Below are 15,611 nucleotides of genomic sequence, written 5' to 3' on the forward strand. Positions count from 1 at the left end.
GCTCCGGCGGGACCGGGCCCGTCACCCCTGCGCGGAGAAGTGCCGCAGGAGCAGGGCGTTCACCTCGTCCGGGCGCTGCCAGGACACCAGGTGCGCGGTGGCGGGCAGCGTCGTGTACCCGGCACCGGGGACCAGCCGGGCGATGACGTCCGCGTGCCGGTCGGCCGGGGTGGAGGGGTCCTCCGCCCCGGCCACGACCAGGGTGGGGGCGGTGACGCCGGGCAGGTCCCCGCGCACGTCGTAGCCCGCGACGGCCTCGCAACAGCCCGCGTAGCCCTCCGGGTCGGTGGCGGCGACCAGGTCGCGCAGGAGCGCGACGTCGCCGGGGTGCTCCCGGGCGAAGTCCGGGGTGAACCAGCGGCCCACCACGGTGTCGGCGACGGCGCCGGTGCCCCGGTCGCGCACCAGGGCGGCGCGTTCGTGCCAGGGCCCGGCCGGGCCCGCGTAGGGCGAGGTGGCCAGCAGCGCCAGGCGGTCGAGGCGCTCCGCGTGGTGGACCGCCAGCCACTGGCCCACCATCCCGCCCAGGGACAGGCCGGCGTAGTGGGCGCGCCCGATGCCCAGGCGGTCCAGCAGCGCCACCACGTCCCCGGCCAGGTCGGCCATGGTGAAGGGGCCGGCCGGGACCGGGGAGCGGCCGTGGCCGCGGTGGTCGAAGCGGATCACCCGGAACGCGGCGGACAGCGCCTCGACCTGGGGCTCCCACATCTCGGTGGTGGTGCCCAGCGAGCCGCCCAGCAGCAGCGGGGGCGCGTCGGCGGGTCCGCTCTCGACGTGGTGCAGGTCGACGCTCATGGGTCCGGTGTCCCCTTCCGTGGCGGTGTCCAGGTGCGGGCCCATCATCGCAGCGGCCCCGGGGGGACCGGGGCACCGGCACGGTGTGCGGTATGAGAACATCGCCGGGGGCCCTGTCGCCCGCTCCGGCCCTTTTCCCGTGCCCTCGTCCCCAGGAAGAGCAGATGCCCACCGAAGACGAACCGGAACGCGGCGCACACTTCGTGCAGTCGCTGGAACGCGGCCTGCTGGTGATCCGGGCGTTCTCCGCCGAGCGCCCGTCGATGACCCTGAGCGACGTGGCCCGCGAGACGCACCTGACCCGGGCCGCGGCCCGCCGCTTCCTGCTGACCCTGGCCGACCTGGGGTACGTGCGCACCGACGGGCGGCTGTTCTCGCTGACCCCGCGGGTGCTGGAGCTGGGGTACGCCTACGTGGCCTCGGCGGGGCTGCCCGACGTGGCCCAGCCGCACCTGGAGGACCTCTCGGCGCGGGTGCACGAGTCGGCGTCGGTGTCGGTGCTGGACGGCGACGACGTCCTGTACGTGGCCCGCGTGGCGACCTCGCGCATCATGACCGTGTCGATCCGGGTGGGCACCCGGTTCCCGGCGGTGGCCACGTCGATGGGGCGGGTGCTGCTGGCCGACCGCGACGGGGCCGAGATCGACGCCTTCCTGGAGCGGGTGCGCCTGGAGCCGCTGACCCGGTTCACCGTCACCGACCCGGAGCGGCTGCGCGCCGAGCTGCTGCGGGTGCGCGAGCAGGGGTACGCGATCGTGGACCAGGAGCTGGAGGAGGGGCTGCGGTCGATCGCCGCCCCCGTCCGCGACACCGCGGGCCGGGTCATCGCGGCCGCGAACGTGTCCGCGCAGGCCAACCGGTCCTCGATCGAGGACGTGCGCCGCGACCTGCTGCCCGCCCTGCTGGAGGCGACCGCGCGCATCGAGGCGGACCTGGCGTCGGTCTCCCGCCGCGACGCGGGCCTGTGACCCGTCGGCGGGGTCAGGAGAGCCAGCCCGGGCGGACCACTCCGGTCTCGTAGGCGATCACCACCAGCTGGGCGCGGTCGCGGGCCCCGAGCTTGGTGAGCACCCGGCTGACGTGGGTCTTGGCGGTGGCCGGGGAGACCACCAGGCGGGCGGCCAGCTCCTCGTTGCTGAGCCCGGCCGCGACGGCGGCCAGCACCTCGCGCTCGCGCTCGGTGAGACCGGCCAGGCGGGTGGCGGGCGGCGGCTCCTTGATGCGGTCGGCGAACTCCGCGATGAGCCTGCGGGTGACCGCCGGGGCCAGCAGGGCGTCGCCCCGAGCGGCCACCCGCACGGCGTGCAGCAGCTCGGCGGGCTCGGTGTCCTTGAGCAGGAACCCGCTGGCCCCGGCGCGCAGCGCCGAGTACACGTACTCGTCGAGGTCGAACGTGGTGAGGATGACGACCCGCACCCCCGCCAGGCGCGGGTCGGCGGCGATCCGGCGGGTGGCCTCCAGCCCGTCCGTGCCCGGCATGCGGATGTCCATCAGCACCACGTCGGGGCGGGTGCGCGCGGCGGCCTCCACCGCCTGCGCCCCGTCCCCGGCCTCGGCGACCACCCGCAGGTCGGGCTCGCCCTCGACGATGGAGCGGAAGCCCGCCCGCACCAGGGTCTGGTCGTCGGCGATGAGAACGTCGATGGTGTCGGGGCCGGCGTCGTGCACGCTGCGGTTCCTCTCCGGGGCGGTCAGTCGTCTCGGTCCACCGGCAGGCGGGCCCGTACCCGGAAGCCGCCCCCGGTCCCGGGGCCGGCCTCGAAGGTACCGCCCAGGGCGGTGACGCGCTCGCGCATCCCGGTCAGGCCGTTGCCCTCGACCGGTTCCGCGGTCGCCGACCCGTCGTCGGACACCCGGACCGTGACCGCGCCCGGTTCCGTGGTGAGGGCGACCTCGACGGCGGTGGCGTCGGAGTGGCGGCGCACGTTGGTGAGCGCCTCCTGCACGATCCGGTACAGGGCGGCCCCCACCGGAGCGGGCACCGCGGGCATCTCCGCGGGGCCGCCGGCGGGGGCGCCGTCCACGGTCAGGCGCGCCGGCGGGCCGCCCTCGGCGGCGGCGCGCACCAGGTGGGGCAGCCGGTCGGTACCGGGCACCGGCGCGTTGCCCTCGGCCTCGTCGACCTGGCGCAGCACCCCCAGGGTGGCGCGCAGCTCGCGCAGGGTGTCCTTGGTGATGGCCTTGATGGCCTCCAGCGCCTCCAGGGCCTGCTCGGGGTCGCGTCGGTGCACGGCCGCCGAGGCCTGCACGTTGACCAGGGAGATGTCGTGGGCGATGACGTCGTGGAGCTCGCGGGCGATGCGCAGCCGCTCCTCGGTGGCGCGCCGGCGGGCCTCCTCCTCACGGGTCCGCTCGGCCTCCAGGGCGCGTTCCTGGGCGGCGCGCAGGTGCGCGGCGCGCTGGTGCAGGACCGCGGCCACCGCCGCGATCGCCACCGTCCAGGCCAGCACCAGCAGGGCCCGCCACGGGTTGAACGCGAACGCCTCGGCGACGGCGAACAGCCCCAGCGCCACCGCGACGGTCACCACGGGGGCGGTCCGCAGCCCCACCGCGGCCATGCGCAGCACCGCGACCAGGAGCAGCAGCCACGCCGCCCACGTGTCGGCGGTGCCGGCCACGTAGTAGAGGGGCAGGCACAGGCCCACCGCGACCGCGGTGACCAGCGGGCGGCGGCCGACCAGCGCCAGCGAGGCGGCGCCCAGGGCGAGCACGGCCAGGGACTGCGGCTGCGGCGCCGACCCGCGGTCCAGCGAGAAGAAGGTCTCGGCGCCGAGCAGGGCCAGGGCGGTCACGGCCGCGATGGCGGCGTCCGCGCCGGCGCCGAAGACGTGTTCGCCCGTGTCCCGTTCGCCCGTGTCCCGCCGTGTCATACGTCCTGTCGCCCCCCGCGCGCCGCCAGCAGCGGTCCGCCCACCAGGCCGGCGGCGGCGCCCACCACGATGAGGTACTTGACTCCGGGTGCCCACGAGGGCAGGTCGCCGCCGCCGAACAGGAGCAGCGAGACGGCGACCACCTCCGACAGGACGAATCCGGCGACCGTGCCGACGACCAGCCCGAGCAGGGACGCGCCGAGTGCCTTCCAGCCGTTCAAGGGCCTCTTCCTTCCTCCTTGTACCACAGGTGCCCCCTCATCCTGCGGGGGCGGGAGGGGGCACGGCGTCGGCCCCGGGTGGACACCCCGCGTCCGCCGGGGGATGTACGCCGCCCGGGGCGCCTACGCCCGGCGGCGGGCGCGGTGGCGGCGCACGGCGTCGCGGTTGCCGCAGGCGGGCGAGCAGTACCGCTGGCGGCCGTTGCGGGAGAAGTCGGCGAAGACCCGGTCGCAGTCGGGCGCGGCGCACCGGCCCAGCCGGTCCATGCCCCGCCCGGTCAGGTGCAGGGCGGTGCCCACCGCGATGAGCGCGGCGATCTGGCGGTGGGCCGGCAGGTCGTCGGGGCGGTAGTGCAGGTGCCAGCCGTCACGGGTGTGGTCGGTCAGGCGCGGCGCGGACGCGAACTCGACGAGCAACGGGTTGAGGCGGTCGGCCCGCTCTGGGGGGTCGGCGGCGTCGACCACGCCGGTCCACTCCCGGAGGAAGGCGCGGACCCGGGCGAGGTCGTCCGCGCCGACCTCGCGTTCCAGGACGAACCCCACATCGGCGCAGCGCCGCGCGAGGTCGTCGGTGTCCTCCGGTGGTTGGTTGACCAGGTCGACGGCGAGCCCCACCGGATCCTGGCCGTAAGGGTTGATATGCATAATGCCATTACATCAGACTGGCGGCATGCGTACCGAGCACGAACACCTCTGGACCACCGAATCCGCCCACACCACCAGCGAGGGCCTGGTCTCCTACCAGCACTGCGCCTGCGGCCGGCGCCGCGTCACCCTGACCCCGCCCGTCACCGTGGCCGCCCCCTGACGCGCGCACGGGGCCTCACCGGCGGGCGGTGACGCCGTTCTCCAGGGTGCGCAGCACCAGGGGGGCCACGGCCTGCGGGGAGATCCGCCCGGCCCGGGCCCGTTCCAGGCCGGTGAACAGCAGGGCCCACATGACGTGCACCAGCCAGGCCGGGTCGGCGTCGGGGTCGAAGACCCCCTCGGCCTGGCCCCGCTCGAACAGCCGCACCAGCACCTCGGGCTCCTCGGGCTCGCCGGAGCGGAGCCCGCCGTAGCGGCGCACGGTCGCGGTGTCGCCGAAGGCGAACAGGATCCGGTCGCCGACCTCGACGTGCCCGTTCACCACCCGGCACAGCGCCTCCTCCGCCGGACCCTCCTCCGGACGCACCTGCTCCATGACCCGGCCGAGTTCGGCGATGGAGTCCTCGAAGGTCGCCTCGACGAGCTTCTCCCGGTCGGGGAAGTAGCGGTGCAGGGTACTGCGGCCCACGTCGGCGGCCTCGGCGACGGCGGCCATCGGGGCGTTGCGGTCCCGGCCCAGGACGGAGGCCGCGGCGGCCAGGATGGCGCGCCGGGTCCGGTTGCGGGCCCCTGACCTCGGGTTGTCGGTGGTCGTCATGGCGCCAACCTACCCCCTCCTCCCATAACGGACTTGCACACTTCCATAGTGGGACACTACTGTCCCACTATGGATAACAAGAATTCCGAAAAGATCGAACACGTCCTGGTGACCGGCGCCGGCGGCACCGTGGGCGGGCTGGTCGTGCCGGGGCTCCGGGAACGCGGACTGCGCGTCCGCGCCCTCACCCGCGACCCGTCCCGCCGCACGTTCCCCGCCGGGGTCGAGGTCGCGGCGGGCGACCTCGCCGACCCCGCGACCCTGGACGGGGTCTTCGACGGCGTGGACGCCGTGTTCCTGTTCCCCGTCGCCGAGACCGCCGCGGCGGTGGTGGACCTGATGCGCCGGGCCGGGGTCCGGCGCGTGGTCGTCCTGTCCTCGACCTCGGTCTCCGACGGCGACGACACGGACTTCGGCTACCGCCACCACCGCCCGGTCGAGGAGGCGGTGGAACGTTCCGGCCTGGAGTGGACCCACCTGCGCGCGGGCGAGTTCATGGCCAACGACCTGGACTCCTACAGCGGATCCGTGCGCGCCGAAGGCGTCGTCCGCGCCCCGCACGGCGACCGCCCCTGGGCCCCGGTCCACGAGGCCGACCTCGCGGACGCCGCCGTCGCCGCCCTCACCGGGTCCGGCCACCACGGGAAGGCGTACACCCTCACCGGCCCGGAGACGGTCACCGCCGCCGAACGCGCCGCCGCCATCGGCGCGGCCCTGGGCCGCGAGGTCCGGTTCGTGCACCTGAGCGACGAGGAGGCCCGGGAGCTGTGGATCTCCCAGGGCGTCCCGCCGGAGATCTGCGACTGGCTGCTGTGGGAGGCCCCCGACGGCTGGGACCCCTCCGGCCTGGTCTCCGCCGACTACGAGAAGGTCACCGGCCGCCGGGGGCGCACCTACGCGCAGTGGGCCGTCGACCACCGCTCCGACTTCTCCTGAGCCCGGTCCGGGCGGGGCTTCCGTGGCGCCTTGCGGGCACCGCCGCCTCCTGAGATCCTGCCCGGAACACCGGCCCGGCCGCGTTCCCGGCGGTGGGCCGCACACGAAAGGGACATCCGTGACCGACCAGTACGACGCGGCGGAGCCCGCCGCCCTCTCGGGGACCCTCGCCCTCGGCGGCGACCTGCCGATCCACCGGCTCGGCTTCGGCGCCATGCGGATCGTCGGCGAGGGGGTGTGGGGGCCGCCCCGCGACCGCGACGAGGCGCTGGCGGTCCTGCGCAGGGCCGTCGAACTGGGCGTCACCTTCATCGACACCGCCGACTCCTACGGCCCGCAGATCAGCGAACAGCTCATCCGCGAGGCCCTGCACCCCTACCCCGAGGGCCTGGTCATCGGCACCAAGGCCGGGTTCGTGCGCACCGGTCCGGGCCTGTGGCACCGGCTGGGCCGCCCCGAGTACCTGCGCCAGCAGGTGGAGATGAGCCTGCGGACCCTGGGCCTGGAGCGCATCGACCTGTTCCAGCTGCACCGCATCGACCCCGAGGTGCCGCTGGCCGACCAGCTGGGCGAGCTGGCCGACCTGCGCGCCGAGGGCAAGATCGGCCACATCGGGCTGAGCGAGGTGAGCGTGGACGAGCTGTCGGCGGCCCGCGCGATCACCCCGATCGCCTCGGTGCAGAACCAGTACGCCCCCTCCTTCCGGGAGTCGGAGGACGTGCTGGAGCAGTGCGAGAAGGACGGGATCGCGTTCCTGCCCTGGGCCCCGGTGGACCGCGGCGCGCTGGCCGGGCCGGACTCGCCGCTGGCGGCGATGGCCGCTGAGCGCGGGGTCACCCCGGTGCAGCTGGCGCTGGCCTGGCTGCTGCACCGCTCGCCGGTGATGGTGCCCATCCCCGGCACCTCGCGGGTGGCGCACCTGGAGGAGAACGTGGCGGCGGCCGCGCTGCGGCTGTCCGAGGAGGAGACCGAGCGCATCGGCAGCCACCTCGGCTGAGCCGGCGCGCGCGGGCGGCCCGATCCGTCAGCTCGGCCGCAGGCGGAAGACCTGGAGGCGCATGTCGTAGTACTTCTCGGTCTCGCCCACCCACTCCATGCCCAGCCGCCGGGCCACCCCGACGGCGCGCACGTTGTTGGGCCGGGCAACGGCGAAGATCTCCTCGATGCCCTGCCCGAAGGCCCAGGTGATGACGGCCCGGCTCGCCTCGGTGGCGTACCCCTGCCCCCACACGTCGGGGCGCAGCGCCCAGGTGAGCTCGAAGTCCTCCTCGTAGGGCGGCAGGAGTTTGAGGGACAGCCCGCCCACCAGCTCGCCGTCCTCCTTGCGGACGATGGCCCAGCGCCCGGCGGGCGGGATGAGGTTGGGTCCGGCCTCGATCCAGGCGTGCAGGACCGAGCGCATCGCGTTCGCGTCGTTCACCGGTTGCCATTCCGGCGTGAGCCAGTGCGCCACCTCGGCGGCCCCGTAGATCCTCAGGGCGGCTTCGGCGTCGTCCAGCTCCCACTCCCTGATCTGGAGTCGTTCGGTCGGCAGCTCAAGGCTCATACCACAACGGTAGCGGCCGTGCGAGCACCGGGACAGGGGTCGGGGGACAAGAGTGGGCATCCGTTGGGGCAGGGCGCCGGGTCCCGGCCGGGGTCCGGCCTACCCGCTCCGGCCCAAGCCGGGGGAAACGGTTCGTCATCCCCTCTTTACCCAGGGTCTTCGGATCGCCTATCGTGGAATCCCGGCCTGGGAGCGCTCCCAGTCGTGGGGGGCGCCGCGGCCGACTCCCCCGCCACCCGGCCGGGACCGCGCCCGGGTCCGCCGTGGGGGACGGGCCCGGGCGCCCCGTTTCACCCGGCCCACACATCCTCGGTGTGGCGGCCCCGCCCGATCAGCCCGTCCAGCCAGGCCCGGGCCTCCTCCTCGCCGCACCCGGCGGCCTCCCGGCGGATCCGGACGAAGGCCGCCCGCACCCCCGGCGCCATGGCCCGGCCGTCACCGCACACGAACACGCGCCCGCCCGCCTCCAGCAGCCCCAGCACCTCGTCGGCCTCGGCCAGGATCCGGTCCTGCACGAACCGCGCGCCCTCCCGCGGGGCCGCCGAGAACACCGGGCGCAGCCGCACCGCCCCGGCCCGCTCGGCGGCCTCCAACTCCTCGCGGTACAGGTAGTCGGCGTCGGGGTGGTCGCAGCCGAAGTACAGCAGCGCCCTGCCGCGCACCCCGCGGTGCACGCGGTCGGCGACCGCGCCGCGGAAGGGGGCCAGGCCGGTGCCCGCGGCGACCATGATCACCGGCACGTCCGGTTCCTCGGGGACCCGGAAGGCGTCGGCGGCGGGCAGGACGCGCGCCCGCACCTCGTCCCCCGGTTCCAGGGCGGCCATGAAGTGCGAGGCGGTGCCGAGGTAGCGGCCCTTCCCCGAGCGGTGCGGGGCGGTGAGCGGGGAGACCATCAGGTCCACCGTTCCGGGGGCGGCCGCCGCGCCGGAGGAGACGGAGTAGGAGCGCGGGGCCAGGGGCGCGAGCATGCCCAGGTAGTGCTCGAAGGGCAGCGCGCAGGCCGGGTGCTCCTCCAGCAGGTCCAGGACGCTGCGCCCGGCGATCCGCTCCGCGGCGTCGGGGGCGCCGGCCAGATCGGCCAGGGCCCGGGAGGTGAAGGGGCAGGGGGTGTGGTCCGCCAGGGTCCGCACCTGCTCGCGGGTGGCGGGGGCCTGGAGTTCGACGGCGCCGGCGAGCAGTTCGCCCAGGGCGACCGGCCGGTCCACCGGGAGCGGGGACCGCGTGCCCCCGCGGGGCTCCAGCCGGACGGTGCGGCCGGGGTCCACACCGAAGCGGGCGGCCACCCGGCCGACGAGGGCGTCGGGGTTGCGGGGCAGCACGGCCAGGTGGTCGCCGGTGCGGTAGGAGGTCCCGGCGGGTAGTTCCAGGCGCACGAACCGCTTGGGCCGCCCGGCGGGGTGGGCGGTGTCGGCGAGGTCGCCGGTCTCCAGGACCCTCATGGGCCGCAGCCCGTAGCGTTCGGCCAGGCCGTCCAGGGCGGTGGCGGGCGCGTCGACCAGTGTGTAGGGCGGGGCGCCGGCGGCCTCCGGGTCCGCGGCCGCGCCGGGTCCCGCGCCGGGGCCGGCGGGCTCCCCGTAGGCGTCCAGCAGGGCGCCCAGGGCCCGGGCGGACCAGTCGGCGACGGCGGTGGTGAAGTCGCCGGAGGTGTCGGCGGCGGCCCGGTCGGCCAGGCGCTCGGCCCCCGCCGCATGCAGCAGGTCGTCCACCAGGGCGGGGACCCGCTGGTAGGTGGCCGACCAGTTGCGGTCGCCCACGCCCAGGACGGCGTACCGCACGCCCTCCAGCCCGTCGGCCGGCAGGGTGGGCAGCCACTCCAGGAAGGCGGCCGCGTCGTCGGTGGGGCGGCCGTTGTAGGAGGCGGTGACGATCAGGACCGGTCCGGGGCCGAGGTCTCCGACGGCCCCGTCCAGGGAGGCCACCCGGGGCGTGAAGCCCGCCTCGGCGGCGTCGGCGGCCAGGTCGCGGGCCAGCCCGGCGCAGGTGCCCAGGTTGGAGCCGTACAGGACGTTCAGCGCCGTGCCGGGTGCGCGCCGCGCGGCGCCGCCGACCGCCGCCGGGGCGTCGGCCGCGGGCGCCGGGGCCCGGAGGCGGTCGGCCGCGGTACGGCGGCGCAGCCGCAGGGTGAACCCGTCCGGCTTGATGGTGAGGGTCTCCTTGACCTTCAGCCGGTAGTGGGCGTGGTCCAGGAACCGGAACCGGTGCACCAGCAGCCCCAGCACCAGGACGGCCTCGTGCAGCGCGAACTGGCGGCCGATGCAGGCGCGCTCGCCGCTGCCGAACGGTTTGAACAGGTGGGCGGGGCGCTCGCTCTCGCGCTCGGGCGAGAACCGCTCGGGGTCGAACAGCTCGACGTTGTCGCCCCAGCCGGGGTCGCGGTGCAGCCCCGGGGTGAGGACCAGCAGGGTCTCGCCCCTGGAGACGCGGTGGCGTCCGCCGATGACGGTGTCCTCCAGGGGTTCGACGGCGTAGGCGGGGGCGGTGGGCCACAGCCGCAGCGACTCGTTGAGGACCTGGCGCAGGTAGCGCAGCCGCCCCACGTCGTCGTGGCCGGGGTCGGGGCGGTCGGTGTCGCCCCACAGGGCGTCCGTCTCGGCGCGGGCACGGGCCAGCGCCTCGGGGTGTTTGACCAGGTGGTACAGCGCGAAGGACAGGGCGCCGCTGGTGGTCTCGTGCCCGGCCACCAGGAAGGTGATGACCTGGTGGCGGATGTTGACGTCGTCCAGGGGCTCACCGGTCACCGGGTCGGGGGTGTGCAGCATCCGGCCGAGCAGGTCGTCGGTGGAGGTGTCGCCGGAGGCCCGGCGGGCCCGGACGACCTCGTCGACGACCTCCCCCATGTAGGCGATGTCGCGGTGGAAGGCCCGGTCGGCGCCCGCGAAGAGCAGGCCGGTGCCGGGCGGCCGGGCCGAGTGCTTCTGGGCGTGCTCCAGGGCGCGGGCGAGGGCGGCGACGAACGGGTGGGGGTCGGGGGCGCCGAAGGAGTCGAAGTCGAAGCCGAAGCCGCACAGGCCGATGGTGTCGAAGGTCAGCCGGGTCATGTCGGCGGCGACGTCGACCTCGGTGCCCGCGGCGGCGGCCCGGTCCCAGGAGGCGGTCAGGCTCCGGGCGACGCCGAGCATGGTGGCGTGGTAGCCGCGCATGGCGCCCAGGGAGAAGGCGGGCAGCAGGACGTCGTGGGCCTTGCGCCAGTTGGGCTCGTCGCCGTAGGCGGTGAACAGGCCGTCCCCGGCCAGGGCGCGCAGGTACTCCAGGTCCTGGTGGACGTTCTTGCGGAACCGGGTCTGGTCGGACAGCTCGGCGACCAGGTCGCCGCCGGTGACCACGATCAGGCTCTGGCCGGGCAGGCGCATGCGCATGATCGGGCCGGTCCGGCGGGCCAGCTCCACGAGCTCCCCCAGGTCGGAGGAGAGGTCGAGCAGGTGTCCCAGCAGCGGCAGGCCGGGGGGTTCGGGGATGGGCAGGGTCTCCGGGGTGGTCGTGGTCACAGCGTGCCCCTTCGGTTCGGCCGGCCACGCCTTCCCGAGAGGCGTGCAACCAACTTTGTCACATGACCAAGTTAATCAACTATGTCAAGCGACCAAGTCACGTGTTCGGTAGCATGGGGGCATGGCCCACGTTCCCGCCGCCCAGCGGCGCCCCCAGCTCATCGACGCCGCGATCGACCTCATGCGACGCGAGGGGGCGGCGGCGGGGAGCACGCGCGCCGTCGCCGCGGAACTGGGCGTGGCGCAGATGACGGTGCACTACGTATTCGGCTCCAAGGCGGAGTTCACCCGGGCCGTGTTCGAGGAGCTGGGCCGCCGCATCGTCGACCAGGTGCGGCCGTTCGCCGAGCACGCGGCCGGCGGCGGGTTCGCCGGGTCCCTGGCCCACACGGTGCGGGTGCTGTGGCGGGTCAGCACCGAGGACCGGGGGGTGGCGATCCTGTGGGACGAGCTGTCGGTGCAGGCGCTGCGCGACCCGGTGCTGCGGGAGGCCTACGGCGAACACGCCATGGACATGCTCCGGGTGACCACCGAGCTGCTCACCACCCTGGCCGAGCGCAACGGCACCGCGCTGGCGGCCCCGGCGCCGGTGGTGGCGCGGTTCTTCCTGGCCGCGTTCGAGGGGCTGCTGTCCCAGCACCTGGCCGCCCCGGACGAGGCGGCCGAGCAGCGCTGCCTGGAGCAGGTCATCGCCGCCACCGTCGCCCTGGCCACGGGCGACCTGCCCTCCTAGACCGCGTTCTCCCGAACCGCCGCGGACGGCCCGCGGCCGCGGTACCGCCCGGCGCCGCGGTAGAGCACCCGGGAACGGACTCTAGGCGTCGGCCCCGACGGCGGCGCGGACGTCGGCGGTGATCAGCCCGGCCACCTCACCGATGCGGCCGACGAAGTAGAAGTGCCCGCCGGGCAGGGTGTGCCGCGCCAGCGGACCGGTCACGTGCTCGCGCCAGGCGTCCATGCGCGCGGGCGGCATCCCGGTGTCCTCGGCCCCGGCCAGCGCGGAGACCGGTATCGGCAGCGTCGGGGTGTCCGGGCGCGGGCGCCAGGTGTCGACCAGTTCCAGATCGGCGCGGATCAGCGGTTCGGCGGCCCGCCACCGCTCGGGGTCCTCCAGGGTGGCCGCGGGGGTGCCGCCCATCCGGGCCAGCCCCGCCCGCAGGCGGTCGGCGGGCAGCAGGTGGCGGGGTTCGATCCACTCCGGCCCCGGTGCCGGGCTCCAGCCCGAGACCCCCAGCCAGGCGGGGGCGGGACCGTCCCCGGCCAGGGCCAGCAGCGCGGTCTCGTAGGCGGCCAGCGCGCCCATGCTGTGCCCGAACAGCCCGAAGGGCCGGTCGTGGTCGGCGCTGATCAGGGCGTACAGGTGCCGGGCCAGCGCGCGGGCGTCGCGGAACGCGGTGCCGTCGGCCCCGCGGCCGGGGGCCTGGAGCAGGCACACGTCCCAGTCGTCGGGCAGGTGGCGCACCCAGGGGCGGTACGCCTGTGCCGAACCGCCCGCGTGGTGCAGGACGAACAGCCGGAAGCCCGCCTCGGGCACCGGCCGGATCCGGATCAGGGCGTCCCGACGCACCGCACTCCCCCCTCGAAGGCCATGGGAACGGCATGCCCGCCGCACCAGCGGCAAACCTACCAGTCAGTAATACCCACTGGTAACACCGGCCGGTAACATCCGGCGGCGGCAACGGCCCGCCCGGGCCGGCCTAGGATGCGGCGCATGGCTGTTCCCCGGCCCGCCAGGGCGCTCAACGAGGGCGTGCGCAAGAGCATGCGCGCGAACAGGGGCCGCGACACCGGCCCCGAACTGGCCGTGCGGCGGCTGGTGCACGCCGCCGGGCTGCGCTACCGGGTCTCGGCCCGGCCGCTGCCCGCGCTGCGCCGCACCGCCGACCTGGTCTTCACCCGCCGCCGGGTCGCGGTGTTCGTCGACGGCTGCTTCTGGCACGGCTGTCCCGAGCACCACACCACGGCGCGCACCAACGCCGCCTACTGGGCCGAGAAGGTGCGCGCCAACCGCGAGCGCGACGCCGACACCGACCGGCGCCTGGGCGAGGCCGGCTGGACCGTGCTGCGCTTCTGGGAGCACGAGGAGCCCGCCGCGGTGGCGGAGCGGATCGTCGCGGCGGTGCGGGGGGCGCGGGACACGCGCGGGGGGTGACCGGATCCGGCCACGCCCCGCAGGGCGCGGACCGGCCTCAGCGGCCGGTGGGAGCCGGGGACCGGCGCCGGAGGCGCGCGGCCAGAGCGCGCACGCGGCGCGCGAGCCGGCTCAGCGCCGACCCCGCCCTCCCCTGCCCGGCCTCCGGGGGAACGTCCTGGTCGGGGGCCTGGTCGGCGGCGTCGGAGACCTGCGCCACGCGGTCCCGCAGCCGGTCGCGGACCTGGTCGGGGGTGTAGGCGCGGCGCTGGCGCTCCGCGCGGGCGATCGCCACGCCCGTGGCCGCCACACCCACGAAAGCCGCCGCTCCGAGTACTTTCCACCATCGCATGTGCCTAGGCTAGCGGTGTGGCCGATAGCGAGATCTCTTTGGACCGGGCGCTGGAGCTGACCCGCACCGGCGATGTGTGGGTGTTCCGCGGAACGAGCGCGGCCGACCGCGCCATCCAGATCACCACCAACAGCCCCGTCAACCACGTGGGCATGTCGGTGGTCATCGAGGACCTGCCCCCGCTGATGTGGCACGCCGAACTGGGCCGCTCCCTGCCCGACATGTGGACGGGCAGGCACCAGCGCGGCGTGCAGCTGCACGACCTGCGCGACGCCGTCCTGGTGTGGGGGCGCAAGTACGGCCAGCGCGGCTGGCTGCGCCAGATCGACCCCGAGGTGGGCCGGGAGGCCGAGGACGCCGTGCTGCGGGCGATCGCGCGCCTGGACGGCACACCCTTCCCCTCCACCGCGCAGATGGCCGGGCGGTGGGCGCGCGGGCGGCTGCCCCTGCGCCTGCCCTCCTTCCTGCGCCGCGGCGAGGACGCCGGGCATTCCGAGCGCGCCCTGGAGTCGGCCTACTGCGCCGAGGTCATCGCCCTGACCTACGAGGCGATGGGGCTGCTGCCCGCCGGGCGCCGCCCCGGGTACTACGACCCGGGGCGGTTCTGGAGCGGGGACCGCCTCAAGCTGGAGGGCGGCCACTCCCTGGGCGGGGAGATCGCCGTGACCCTGCCCGACCAGCCGGAGCAGACCGCACAGGCCGAACAGGCCGGGTAGGCGCTCAGCGCCGGGGCGGCGCCGCGGTGCTGCCGCGCACCACCAGGGCGGTGGCCAGGTCCAGGCGCAGGTTGGCCGGGCGCCCCCCGCGGGCCAGCACCAGGGCCATGCGGGTGGCCTCCTCCGCCATCTCGGTCAGGGGCTGGCGGACCGTGGTCAGCGGCGGCCCCACCCAGCGGGCCACCGGCAGGTCGTCGTAGCCCACGACGCTGAGGTCCTCGGGGATGCGCACCCCCAGCTCGCGCGCGGCCTCGTACAGGCCCATGGCCTGGAGGTCGCTGCCGGCGAACACCGCCGTGGGCGGGTCGTCCAGGGCGAGCAGCTCCCGGCCCCGGTCGCGCCCGCTCTCCACGTGGAAGTCCCCGTGCCGGATCAGGTCGGGGTCCACGGGGATGCCCGCGGCGTCCAGGGCCGAGGTGTAGCCGTCGATGCGGGCCTTGCTGCACAGCACCTCGCGCGGCCCGCCGATGACGGCGATGCGCCGGTGCCCCAGGTCGACGAGGTGGCGGGTGGCGGCCAGCCCGCCGCTCCAGTTGGCCGAGCCCACCGCCGGCATGTCGGGCCCGGGGTCCCCCGCGGGGTCGACCACCACGAAGGGGATGCCGCGCGCCGACAGCCGGGTGCGCTGCTCGGCGGCCAGGTCGGAGAAGACCAGGACGACGGCGGTGGGGCGGCGGGCCAGGACCGCGTCGACCCAGTCGTCGCGCGGGGTCTGGCCGCCGGACTCGGTGAGCACGACGCTCAGCCCCTCCTCGCGGGCGATGTTCTCCACCCCGCGCACCACTTCGATGGCCCAGGCGCTGTCGAGCTCGTGGAACACCAGGTCGATGAGGGCGGAGCGGCCTCCCCCGGAGGCGCGCCGGCGCCGGTACCCGTGCGTGCGGATGAGCTCCTCCACACGGGCACGGGTGTCCTCGGCGACGTCGGCGCGGCCGTTGAGGACCTTGGAGACGGTCGGGACGGAGACCCCGGCGGCCTCCGCAATTTTCGCGATGGTCACCGGCCCGGTGATCGCTCCGTCGGGGGCTTCCTGGTTCGACTGAGTACTCACGCCGCCCGATACTACGCGCCCCGGCGCTGTTCAGCACCGCCGCTCCCGATCGGGTGGTGATCGGGGCCACAACGGATATTGACGTGGTTCACGCCGCGTCGTA

18 protein-coding genes are annotated in these 15,611 nt (G+C 75.5%); 7 read left to right on the plus strand and 11 right to left on the minus strand.

The genetic code is table 11. The features are described from left to right. Positions 1-21 precede the first annotated feature (21 nt). Positions 22-795: a 3-oxoadipate enol-lactonase gene (gene pcaD, locus KGD84_RS16855; RefSeq protein ID WP_220561389.1), complete on the minus strand. Its 774-nt coding sequence runs from the start codon at positions 793-795 to the stop codon at positions 22-24. A gap of 164 nt (positions 796-959) precedes the next feature. On the opposite strand from pcaD, the gene KGD84_RS16860 reads away from it, so the two are divergent. Further along, positions 960-1,763, plus strand: a complete 804-nt coding sequence (locus KGD84_RS16860; RefSeq protein WP_220561390.1) for an IclR family transcriptional regulator domain-containing protein — start codon at positions 960-962, stop codon at positions 1,761-1,763. 13 nt (positions 1,764-1,776) lie between these two features. On the opposite strand, the gene KGD84_RS16865 is transcribed toward KGD84_RS16860, so the two are convergent. The 4 genes from KGD84_RS16865 to KGD84_RS16880 all read right to left on the minus strand — a co-directional run bounded on the left by KGD84_RS16865 (position 1,777) and on the right by KGD84_RS16880 (position 4,531). Beyond that, positions 1,777-2,463 (minus strand): response regulator, encoded by a 687-nt coding sequence (locus KGD84_RS16865; RefSeq protein ID WP_255646615.1) that lies wholly within the window; start codon positions 2,461-2,463, stop codon positions 1,777-1,779. A gap of 23 nt (positions 2,464-2,486) precedes the next feature. Next, positions 2,487-3,665, minus strand: coding sequence for a sensor histidine kinase (locus tag KGD84_RS16870; protein WP_220561391.1), 1,179 nt, complete (start codon positions 3,663-3,665; stop codon positions 2,487-2,489). After that, a complete protein-coding gene (locus tag KGD84_RS16875) occupies positions 3,662-3,886 on the minus strand; it encodes a DUF5957 family protein (protein WP_220561392.1) in 225 nt (74 codons plus the stop codon). The genes KGD84_RS16870 and KGD84_RS16875 overlap by 4 nt, the downstream gene beginning before the upstream one ends. 123 nt (positions 3,887-4,009) lie before the next feature. After that, positions 4,010-4,531: a CGNR zinc finger domain-containing protein gene (locus KGD84_RS16880; protein ID WP_220561393.1), complete on the minus strand. Its 522-nt coding sequence runs from the start codon at positions 4,529-4,531 to the stop codon at positions 4,010-4,012. 25 nt (positions 4,532-4,556) lie between these two features. Here KGD84_RS16880 and KGD84_RS16885 point away from each other — a divergent pair, with 25 nt between their 5' ends. Beyond that, positions 4,557-4,694, plus strand: coding sequence for a hypothetical protein (locus KGD84_RS16885; RefSeq protein WP_220561394.1), 138 nt, complete (start codon positions 4,557-4,559; stop codon positions 4,692-4,694). Between the two features lie 15 nt (positions 4,695-4,709). On the opposite strand, the gene KGD84_RS16890 is transcribed toward KGD84_RS16885, so the two are convergent. Then, complete coding sequence (locus KGD84_RS16890; protein WP_220561395.1) at positions 4,710-5,291, minus strand: TetR/AcrR family transcriptional regulator; 582 nt, start codon at positions 5,289-5,291, stop codon at positions 4,710-4,712. A gap of 69 nt (positions 5,292-5,360) precedes the next feature. On the opposite strand from KGD84_RS16890, the gene KGD84_RS16895 reads away from it, so the two are divergent. Continuing rightward, positions 5,361-6,227 (plus strand): NAD(P)H-binding protein, encoded by an 867-nt coding sequence (locus tag KGD84_RS16895; RefSeq protein WP_220561396.1) that lies wholly within the window; start codon positions 5,361-5,363, stop codon positions 6,225-6,227. A gap of 118 nt (positions 6,228-6,345) precedes the next feature. Continuing rightward, positions 6,346-7,224: an aldo/keto reductase gene (locus tag KGD84_RS16900; protein WP_220561397.1), complete on the plus strand. Its 879-nt coding sequence runs from the start codon at positions 6,346-6,348 to the stop codon at positions 7,222-7,224. Between the two features lie 27 nt (positions 7,225-7,251). Here the strand turns inward: KGD84_RS16900 and KGD84_RS16905 are convergent, their stop codons facing one another. Then, positions 7,252-7,773 carry a GNAT family N-acetyltransferase gene (locus tag KGD84_RS16905; RefSeq protein WP_220561398.1) on the minus strand — a complete coding sequence of 174 codons (522 nt, stop codon included), beginning with the start codon at positions 7,771-7,773 and terminating at the stop codon, positions 7,252-7,254. 290 nt (positions 7,774-8,063) lie between these two features. Then, entirely contained in the window at positions 8,064-11,258 is a 3,195-nt protein-coding gene (locus tag KGD84_RS33590) for a bifunctional cytochrome P450/NADPH--P450 reductase (protein ID WP_277615485.1), read from the minus strand. Between the two features lie 121 nt (positions 11,259-11,379). Between KGD84_RS33590 and KGD84_RS16920 the strand changes: the two genes are divergently transcribed. After that, a complete protein-coding gene (locus KGD84_RS16920) occupies positions 11,380-11,991 on the plus strand; it encodes a TetR/AcrR family transcriptional regulator (protein WP_220561400.1) in 612 nt (203 codons plus the stop codon). An 81-nt stretch (positions 11,992-12,072) separates the two neighbouring features. On the opposite strand, the gene KGD84_RS16925 is transcribed toward KGD84_RS16920, so the two are convergent. After that, the gene (locus KGD84_RS16925) at positions 12,073-12,825 is read right to left on the minus strand and encodes a thioesterase II family protein (RefSeq protein ID WP_220561401.1); all 753 of its coding nucleotides are present in this window, start codon (positions 12,823-12,825) and stop codon (positions 12,073-12,075) included. 144 nt (positions 12,826-12,969) lie between these two features. Here KGD84_RS16925 and KGD84_RS16930 point away from each other — a divergent pair, with 144 nt between their 5' ends. After that, positions 12,970-13,410 carry a very short patch repair endonuclease gene (locus KGD84_RS16930; RefSeq protein WP_220561402.1) on the plus strand — a complete coding sequence of 147 codons (441 nt, stop codon included), beginning with the start codon at positions 12,970-12,972 and terminating at the stop codon, positions 13,408-13,410. A gap of 37 nt (positions 13,411-13,447) precedes the next feature. Here KGD84_RS16930 and KGD84_RS16935 read toward each other — a convergent pair whose 3' ends face one another. Continuing rightward, positions 13,448-13,741 (minus strand): hypothetical protein, encoded by a 294-nt coding sequence (locus KGD84_RS16935; protein ID WP_220561403.1) that lies wholly within the window; start codon positions 13,739-13,741, stop codon positions 13,448-13,450. 32 nt (positions 13,742-13,773) lie between these two features. On the opposite strand from KGD84_RS16935, the gene KGD84_RS16940 reads away from it, so the two are divergent. Next, entirely contained in the window at positions 13,774-14,457 is a 684-nt protein-coding gene (locus KGD84_RS16940; protein ID WP_220565804.1) for a hypothetical protein, read from the plus strand. A gap of 4 nt (positions 14,458-14,461) precedes the next feature. Here KGD84_RS16940 and KGD84_RS16945 read toward each other — a convergent pair whose 3' ends face one another. After that, complete coding sequence (locus KGD84_RS16945; protein WP_220565805.1) at positions 14,462-15,469, minus strand: LacI family DNA-binding transcriptional regulator; 1,008 nt, start codon at positions 15,467-15,469, stop codon at positions 14,462-14,464. Between the last annotated feature and the right edge of the window lie 142 nt (positions 15,470-15,611).

It is taken from the genome of Nocardiopsis changdeensis (genome assembly GCF_018316655.1).
GTDB lineage: Bacteria > Actinomycetota > Actinomycetes > Streptosporangiales > Streptosporangiaceae > Nocardiopsis > Nocardiopsis changdeensis.

What these genes read in the sequence shown, in the direction of transcription:
- KGD84_RS16920 (WP_220561400.1), top strand. Translation starts at nt 11,380, where the DNA reads ATGGCCCACGTTCCCGCCGCCCAGCGGCGCCCCCAGCTCATCGACGCC.
- KGD84_RS16890 (WP_220561395.1), bottom strand. Translation starts at nt 5,291, where the DNA reads ATGACGACCACCGACAACCCGAGGTCAGGGGCCCGCAACCGGACCCGG.
- KGD84_RS16885 (WP_220561394.1), top strand. Translation starts at nt 4,557, where the DNA reads ATGCGTACCGAGCACGAACACCTCTGGACCACCGAATCCGCCCACACC.
- KGD84_RS16935 (WP_220561403.1), bottom strand. Translation starts at nt 13,741, where the DNA reads ATGCGATGGTGGAAAGTACTCGGAGCGGCGGCTTTCGTGGGTGTGGCG.
- KGD84_RS16860 (WP_220561390.1), top strand. Translation starts at nt 960, where the DNA reads ATGCCCACCGAAGACGAACCGGAACGCGGCGCACACTTCGTGCAGTCG.
- KGD84_RS16930 (WP_220561402.1), top strand. Translation starts at nt 12,970, where the DNA reads ATGGCTGTTCCCCGGCCCGCCAGGGCGCTCAACGAGGGCGTGCGCAAG.
- KGD84_RS16870 (WP_220561391.1), bottom strand. Translation starts at nt 3,665, where the DNA reads ATGACACGGCGGGACACGGGCGAACGGGACACGGGCGAACACGTCTTC.
- KGD84_RS16905 (WP_220561398.1), bottom strand. Translation starts at nt 7,773, where the DNA reads ATGAGCCTTGAGCTGCCGACCGAACGACTCCAGATCAGGGAGTGGGAG.
- pcaD (WP_220561389.1), bottom strand. Translation starts at nt 795, where the DNA reads ATGAGCGTCGACCTGCACCACGTCGAGAGCGGACCCGCCGACGCGCCC.
- KGD84_RS16895 (WP_220561396.1), top strand. Translation starts at nt 5,361, where the DNA reads ATGGATAACAAGAATTCCGAAAAGATCGAACACGTCCTGGTGACCGGC.
- KGD84_RS16880 (WP_220561393.1), bottom strand. Translation starts at nt 4,531, where the DNA reads ATGCATATCAACCCTTACGGCCAGGATCCGGTGGGGCTCGCCGTCGAC.